We start from the raw sequence: 4110 nt of genomic DNA on the forward strand, positions 1-4110 counted from the left end.
GGCACGCTTCATCCGGATGCGCGCACGCGCCGTCTTCCACGGGATGCGGTGATAGGTGGCGCTGACGGCGAAGAGTCCGACGACGGTGATCGCGTACACCGCACACGTCAGCGCGGCGACGGCGCCGTCGAGGATGGCGGCGCCGATGACCAGCGCGATGCCGGCGACCGCTGCCACATAGGCGGAGTAGTGGTGGATCACGCCGCGCAGACGCGGGCGATCGGCCACGTCCGGGGGCGGGGTCGACAGTGTGTTCACAAAACCTACGGTACCGTAACTTACTCGTCTGTAGGGACCGTCGCGGAGGTCGGCAGGGTCATCCTGCTCGCACCCCGGCGCGTAAGGTGTCCCACGTGACACGAGGCCGCGAAGGATGAAGCTGCTGCCGGATCGGGTGCGCCGTCCAGCTCTCACCATCTACGAACGTCGACTCATCCAACTCCTCGACACCCAGCGCCTACCGCGGCACGTCGCGATCATCTGCGACGGCAATCGCCGCTGGGCGCGCGAGGCCGGATTCGACGACGTCAGTCACGGACACCGCGTGGGCGCCCAGCGCATCGCCGACATGCTCGGCTGGTGCGCGGGTCTGGGCATCGAGGCCGTCACCATCTACCTGCTCTCCACCGAGAACCTGAACCGCTCGTCCGACGAGCTCGACGCACTGCTCGAGATCGTGCCCGACATCGTCGACGAGATCTCCTCGCCCGACGGCGACTGGTGCATCCGCATCGTCGGCACCCTCGACGCGCTGCCCGAGGCCGTCGCCGGGCGACTCCGGGCCGCGGCCGACCGCACCTCCGAACGACACGGTATGAACGTCAACGTCGCCGTCGGGTACGGCGGTCGCCAGGAGATCGTCGACGCGGTGCGGGCCCTGCTCGACGAGAAGCGCGCCGCCGGCGCCACTCCCGAGGAGATGATCGAGGCGGTCACCGTCGAGGCGATCGACGCGAACCTCTACACCAAGGGCCAGCCGGACCCCGACCTCGTGATCCGGACCTCCGGAGAACAACGACTGTCGGGATTCCTGTTGTGGCAGAGCGCCTATTCGGAGATCTGGTTCACCGACGCGTACTGGCCGGAGTTCCGCCGGGTCGACTTCCTGCGCGCCCTACGGGACTACTCCGCCCGCAGCCGGCGATTCGGCAAGTAGGTCGCGGAGGGCCTGCAGGTCGGCGGTGAAGGTCGACGCCGCGGGCGTTCCGAAACCGACGACCAGGCCGCCGTGTGGCAGGGGATCGGCGTCCGGGTGACGGAACAACGACAATCCGACGAGCCCGATCCCGCGCCGAAATGCCTCGTGAACGAGTGCTCCCTCCTCGGCATGGTCGACGGGGATGACCGCATGCAGTCCGGCGGCGATGCCGGGTAGCGCGAAGCCGCATGCGGTGACGGCTTCGACGAGTGCGTCGCGGCGCTGCCGATACACCTGCCGACTGCGGCGGATGTGCCGGTCGTAGGCGCCGGAATCGATGAGATCGGCGAGGATCAGCTGATCGACGATGCTCGCGTCGCCTTCGCGTACTCCCTTGGCGCCCACCACGACATCCACCAGCTGAGGTGGCAGCGCAAGCCACCCGGCGCGCACGGCGGGGGAGAGGCTCTTGGACATCGACCCGGCGTGGACCACCACATCCGGGCCGAGTGCTTGCAGTGCACCGACCGGGTCGCGGTCGTACCGGAACTCGCCGTCGTAGTCGTCCTCGACGATGATCGCGCCGGTGCGCCGGGCCCACTCGATGACCTGCATGCGCCGCGCAGGCGACAGCGCGACCCCGGTCGGGAACTGGTGGCTCGGCGACAGCAGGACCGCCGAGGCGCCGCTGCGTTCGAGGTCGTCGATCACCATCCCCTCGTCGTCGACGGGGATCGGGATCACCCGGGTGCTGCCGCGTTCGACGGCTCGCCAGTGGAAGGGCAGGCCGTGGCTCTCGACCGCCAGAGTGTCGCCGATGACGTTGCGCGACAGCAACTCCAGCGCGGACTGTACCGCGGTCCCGAGGATCACCCGGTCGGCGTTTGTGCGGACGCCGCGGGTCCGGCCCAGGTATGCGCTCAGGGCGTGCCGGAGTTCCGGGCGACCCTGCGGGTGCGCGGGTGCGAACGCATCGTCGCCGACGTCGGTGAGAACGCGACGGGTGGCGCGGATCCAGTCCGTCCGCGGGAACATGCCCGCACACGGCTGCCCGAGCGAGAAGTCGTGCGGTAAGCGGAAAGTCGGGTGCGCCTGCGGGCGTTCATCGTCCCGTCCGGCGGCGTCGGGGTGTGCCGCGCCCTCGGCCACGCGTGTGGCCGAACCCTGCCGCGCGGTCAGCCACCCCTCGGCGATCAGTTCCTGATAGACCGCCGACACCGTGCCGCGGGCGAGGCCGAGGTCGGCGGCGAGCGAACGGTACGGCGGTAGGGCGGTGCCTGCAGGGAGGCGTCCGTCGAGGATCGCCGACCGCAGCGCCTCGGTGAGCGTTCGACGCAGCGTCGCACCGCGCCCGCGTGCACTCGCCCCGGGGTCCGGCTGCAGGTCGAGGAACAGATCGGCGCCGAGGCGAGCAGCCACCTCCGCCCACGGGTCGGAACGGTCGGAGCCTTGATTGACTCTGTTTTCTTCCATCGGATTGGACCACTTTCTTGTGCTAATCCCGCATTAGCCTAGGTCCAGAAGACACCAGCAGACACAACAACCGACGAAGTCGGCAAGGAGGGCGAGATGAAGATCGTGGTGATCGGAGCGAGCGGGGTACTGGGCAGCCGGGTGGCGGATCTGCTCGCCGAGCGCGGCAACGAGGTGGTGCGGGCGAATCGGGCGGCCGGGGTCGACGCCTATACCGGCGAGGGGCTGGCCGGGGCGATGGCCGGGGCCGACGTCGTGGTCGACTGCCTCAGTGTCGAGACGCTGAGCGCGAAGAAGGCGATCGACTTCTTCCGGACGACGGCGCACAACATCGGGCGGGCGGCGACCGCGGCCGCCGTCGGGCACGTTGTCTGCGTGTCGATCGTCAACGCGGACGATCCGGCAGTGAACGCGAAATTCGGTTATTACCAGGGTAAAGCGGCTCAGGAGACCGCCTATCGCGACGTCGTCGACCCGGCCACACTGACCATCCTGGCGTCGGTGCAGTGGTTCGAACTCGCCGAACAGATGATGGGACGGATGGCCGTCGGTCCCGTCGCGATCGTGCCGAAGATGCGGTGCCGCCCGGCGGCCGCGGAGGACGTGGCGAAGGTGGTCGCGGACACGGCCACCACTGCGCCCGCACCGGTCGAGGCGGGCGGGTTCCGCAAGATCGAGGTCGCGGGACCGGCCGAGATGGATCTCGTCGACGTGGCGAAAGCCGTTGCGGCGCGGCGTCGATCGCCGCGCTGGATCCTCGGGGCGCCCGTCGGTGGACCGGCGATCCGCGGCGGGGGCCTGGTGCCCGCGAACCCGGACGTCGTCACCCCGACCACCGTCGAGCAGTGGTTGGCGCGCCATGCCGACGCTCCCGCAGGAAGTGCGCGATGAGTGTTCGGACGCGCCCGTCGACGCGCATGTGGATTCCGCAGGACAATCCGGCGGTCTACAAGGCCCTCGTCGCCTTGCAGCGGGCGTCGTCGGCGGGTGTCGACGCCGAGATCGGCGAGCTGATCTCGATGAGGGTGTCTCAGCTCAACGGCTGCGCGTACTGCCTGCACATGCATGCCGGCGATGCGCTGGCCGCACAGATCGACCCGCGCAAACTGCTGATGCTCACGGCCTGGCGCGAGGCCGGAACCGTGTTCGACGCCCGGGAGCGCGCCGTCCTCGCGCTCGCCGAACAACTGACGCGGCTCGGCGAGGGCGGGGTCACCGATGACGTGTTCAACGACGTGCGAGCACATTTCGATGCCGTCGAGACGGGGCAGCTCGTGGCCGCGATCGCGATGATCAACACCTGGAACCGGATCGCAATCGCCGGCGGCTACCCGGCCGGTCTCGACGAACGCCGGGCGTCGCCGGCGTTCGGCTGACCGCTGGTTGTTCCCTCCCGCGGGACTGTTTCCTTCCCGCGAGCGCTACCCGGTAAGCGGGAAGGAATCGGTCACGCGGGAAACATCTATTTCCGCCCGGATCCCGACTGCCGAACCTCAACT

The 4110-nt window shown here is 69.2% G+C and carries 5 protein-coding genes; 3 read left to right on the top strand and 2 right to left on the bottom strand.

Annotated features, from left to right (window positions below; translation table 11 throughout):
- A partial coding sequence (locus OK17_RS16150; RefSeq protein ID WP_461418061.1) for a hemolysin III family protein occupies positions 1-258 on the bottom strand: 258 nt, incomplete at its 3' end.
- Positions 259-373: 115 nt separating this feature from the next.
- Here OK17_RS16150 and OK17_RS16155 point away from each other — a divergent pair.
- Complete coding sequence (locus OK17_RS16155) at positions 374-1156, top strand: isoprenyl transferase (protein WP_006866049.1); 783 nt, start codon at positions 374-376, stop codon at positions 1154-1156.
- Here the strand turns inward: OK17_RS16155 and pdxR are convergent.
- On the bottom strand, positions 1115-2611 hold the full coding sequence (pdxR, locus tag OK17_RS16160; protein WP_461418062.1) for a MocR-like pyridoxine biosynthesis transcription factor PdxR: 1497 nt from the start codon (positions 2609-2611) through the stop codon (positions 1115-1117). The genes OK17_RS16155 and pdxR overlap by 42 nt on opposite strands.
- A 96-nt stretch (positions 2612-2707) precedes the next feature.
- On the opposite strand from pdxR, the gene OK17_RS16165 reads away from it, so the two are divergent.
- Positions 2708-3502 carry an SDR family oxidoreductase gene (locus OK17_RS16165; protein WP_461418063.1) on the top strand — a complete coding sequence of 265 codons (795 nt, stop codon included), beginning with the start codon at positions 2708-2710 and terminating at the stop codon, positions 3500-3502.
- Positions 3499-3987, top strand: a complete 489-nt coding sequence (locus OK17_RS16170; RefSeq protein WP_232719171.1) for a carboxymuconolactone decarboxylase family protein — start codon at positions 3499-3501, stop codon at positions 3985-3987. Before OK17_RS16165 ends, OK17_RS16170 begins: the two co-directional genes overlap by 4 nt.
- Positions 3988-4110: the final 123 nt, after the last annotated feature.

Source organism: Gordonia sp. GN26, from assembly GCF_054823965.1.